We start from the raw sequence: 3,343 nt of genomic DNA, 5'->3' as shown, positions 1-3,343 counted from the left end.
CGGCGCGCCGGCAAAATAACGTCCCAACTTGCGTAACGAGCCGCCCCGGAAACGGGCCGGCTTTGAGGACACGTCGATGGTGGACGTCGTCTCGACTAATGCCCTACAGAAAACGCGGCACCAGGATCAACGCCCAACTCACCACCACCAGCATCAGCAACACGAACACCGCCGCCGACCCCATGTCCTTCGCACGCCCGGCCAGTTCATGGAACTCCGGACTGACCTTGTCCACCACCGCTTCGATCGCCGAGTTGAGCAACTCCGCCGACAGCACAAGTGCAGGCGCCAGTATCAGCAGAATCTTCTCCACCGGTCCGTTGCCCAGCCACAGGCCGAGCGGTATCGCCACCACGGCGAGATAGACCTCCAGCCGGAAGGAAGCCTCGTGGCGGAAGGCGGCGCGGAAGCCCTTCATCGACCAAAGGAAGGCCGCCCATATCTGGCGTGGGCCGCGGGGTTGGTCGGTTGCCATGGAATCCCGTCAATCAGTGGAAAGCGCCACATGATGCCAGATCGCGCCGCGCCTGCCGGTTGCGTCGATTTGCCGCAACCGGCGAGGCCGTCGGGCCTGCACGAAAGTCCTTGTGGGACAATCGCTTATGCTGCGCTGCGGCATGACAAAGATGAAAGTACCCTCGCCTTTCACGAAACGCCCACATGAGGGTTTTATCGGTTAACCTTCGGCGGTTATTCCACGAAAAAAACCGGGCGATCCGCCGTTCCGCCCGCCGCTTCCACCTGCACGGAAACACCATGTCGACAACCCTGCCGCCGGTCTCCCAGACCCGATCCTTCAGCACTGTTTTCCTTATCGAGATGTGGGAGCGCTTCGGCTTCTACGGCATGCAGGTGCTGATGGTCACCTACATGGTGAAGAAGCTGGGCTTCGGCGATAGCAGTTCGAACCTGATCTGGGGCGCGGCCGCCGCGCTGATCTACGCAACACCGGCGCTGGGCGGCGTGATCGGCGACAAACTACTGGGCACGCGCCGTACGATGCTGCTGGGCGCGGTGGTGCTGGGCTTGGGTTATGCGTTGCTGTGGATCCCTACCGAAAACGCGATGTTCCTGTACGTGTCGCTCGGCGTGATCGTGGTGGGCAACGGTTTCTTCAAACCCAACGCCGGCAACCTGGTGCGCAAGATCTACGAAGGCGATGAAGTGCGCATCGATAGCGCCTTCACCATCTACTACATGGCGGTGAACATCGGCTCCACGGTGTCGATGCTGCTCACGCCCTGGATCCGCGATTACGTGGGCGAGCACTACGGCGATTCGCTGGGCTGGCATACCGCCTTCGGCGTGTGCTCGATCGGCCTGCTGCTGGGCCTGGGCAACTACATGCTGATGCACCGCACGCTGGCCCACATCGGCTCGCCGCCCGACGAAAAGCCGGTAAGCCTGCGCAATGCGTCGTTGGTACTGGCAGCTTCCCTGCTTACCGTGGCCATCTCGGCCTTCATCCTGCAAAGCGAAGCGGTGGCGCGTGCGTGCGTGTACGGCGCCGGCATCGTGATCCTGGGCATCTTCATCCACCTGATCCGCTCGAGCGAACGCACCGAGCGCTCAGGGCTGTCGGCGGCGCTGGTGCTGACCATCCAGACCATTTTCTTCTTCATCTTCTACCAGCAGATGTCGACCTCGCTGAATCTCTTCGCCCAGCGCAACGTCGACCTGTCGTTCGATATCTTCGGCTTTCACCTGATGAACTGGATCCCCGAGCAGTTCCAGTCGCTCAACGCGATCTGGATCGTGATCCTGAGCCCGGTGCTGGTGTTCATCTATAACTACTTCGGTGCGCGCGGGAAGAATTTCTCCGTGGCGTCGAAGTTCGCCTGGGGTTTTGCCGCCGTGGCGGCCGGGTTCTTCATGTACGGCGTGGGCAGCAACACAGCGGTGGACGCGAAGATCTCCTCGTGGTTCATGGTGTGGGGCTACGGGCTTTATTCCCTGGGCGAGCTCCTGGTAAGCGGGCTGGGCCTGGCCATGATCGCCCGCTACGTGCCCGCGCGCATGGGTGGCTTCATGATGGGCGCCTACTACGTGGCCGTGGGCGTGTCGCAGTACCTGGGGAGCGTGGTGGCCAACTTCGCCGCCATCCCGTCGGGCATCACCGACCCGCACCAGTCGCTGCCGATCTACACGGCGCTGTTCAACAAGCTCGGTTTCGTCGGCCTGGGCTGCACGGTGATCGCCCTGGCGGTACTGCCGATGATGAAGAAGCTCTCCGCGACGCACGCGTTGTCGCAGCAGCACACGCCCTTGCCGGCCGTCCATAGCGAGGAATAACCCTCCGGCGGCTTATCATGTGTCCATGAGCCCCATGCGCGTCATCGCATTGCAACGCACCGGCCCGTTCGCCCTGGCGCGGACGCTGGCCTGGTTGCGCCTGTGCGCCATCGCCGGGCAGAGCATGGCGGTACTGGTCTGCGCCTTTGCGATGGGCCTTGATATTCCCCTGCTGCCCTTGCTGCTGGGCGTGGGCATGCTGGGGGTGTTCGCGGTGATGGCCTCATGGCGGCTCACCCAGCCCTGGCCGCTGCGCGAATGGGAAACCGTGGTGCACATCGCCGCCGATACGCTGGTGCTGGGTTACCTGTTGTATTTCACCGGTGGCGCCAGCAATCCGTTCGTTACCCTGCTGCTGGTGCCCATCGCGCTGTCCGCGGCTGCCTTGAGCATCGGCGGCGTGCTGGCAGTGTCGGGCCTCGCCGGGTTTGCCTACCTGCTCCTGGCGCGATACTACGTGCCACTGCCCGGCGCCACGGGCGGCCATTTCAGTGACTTCCACCTGCACGTGGCAGGCATGGGGGTTAATTTCATCATCATGGCGCTGCTGCTTGGCTTCTTCATCAACACGCTCGCCCGCGCCGTGCGCGCGCAGCAGATGGAGGTGCAGCGCGTGCGCGAACGGGCCCTGCGCGATGAGGGCATCCTTGCCATTGCCACCCAGGCCGCCGGCGCGGCGCACGAACTGAACACGCCGCTATCGACCATGCGCACCTTGCTGCCGGAACTGCGCCGCGAGCATCCCACCGACGGCCCCTTGAACGAAGACCTCGCGCTGCTGCAGGACCAGGTGGACCGCTGCCGCACGATCCTTCGCGAGATGGTGGCCTTTGGCCAGACCCAGTTGTCCCAGGAACCGGAGCGGCAGACTGTCGATGCCTTCGTCCATGGCTGCCTGGAGCGGTTCCAGTTGCTACGGCCCGAAGCCGAGGTGGAACTGGGCCTGGGCCGTTCCGTGGGTCAGCTGCCGCTGCGGGCGCCCCCTGCCCTACGCCATGCATTGATGAACCTGCTCAACAACGCCGCCGATGCCTCGGCCATGCGCAGTAAG

At 63.7% G+C, this 3,343-nt stretch carries 3 protein-coding genes; 2 read left to right on the top strand and 1 reads right to left on the bottom strand.

Going from position 1 to position 3,343, the window contains the following annotated elements; translation table 11 throughout:
- Positions 1 to 103: 103 nt before the first annotated feature.
- Positions 104 to 475, bottom strand: coding sequence for a diacylglycerol kinase (locus VK519_RS10510; RefSeq protein WP_324349618.1), 372 nt, complete (start codon positions 473 to 475; stop codon positions 104 to 106).
- A gap of 281 nt (positions 476 to 756) precedes the next feature.
- On the opposite strand from VK519_RS10510, the gene VK519_RS10505 reads away from it, so the two are divergent.
- Together VK519_RS10505 and VK519_RS10500 are read left to right on the top strand one after the other, a co-directional pair.
- Positions 757 to 2,292, top strand: coding sequence for a peptide MFS transporter (locus VK519_RS10505; RefSeq protein ID WP_324349616.1), 1,536 nt, complete (start codon positions 757 to 759; stop codon positions 2,290 to 2,292).
- A 34-nt stretch (positions 2,293 to 2,326) separates the two neighbouring features.
- On the top strand, positions 2,327 to 3,343 hold a 1,017-nt coding region (locus VK519_RS10500; protein WP_324349614.1), incomplete at its 3' end, for a histidine kinase dimerization/phospho-acceptor domain-containing protein.

It is taken from the genome of Pinirhizobacter sp., from assembly GCF_035317885.1.
In the GTDB taxonomy this organism is placed as follows: Bacteria; Pseudomonadota; Gammaproteobacteria; order Xanthomonadales; family Rhodanobacteraceae; genus Pinirhizobacter.
The sequence above is the reverse complement of the archived record's forward strand: the minus strand, read 5'-3'. Positions and strand labels throughout refer to the sequence as shown.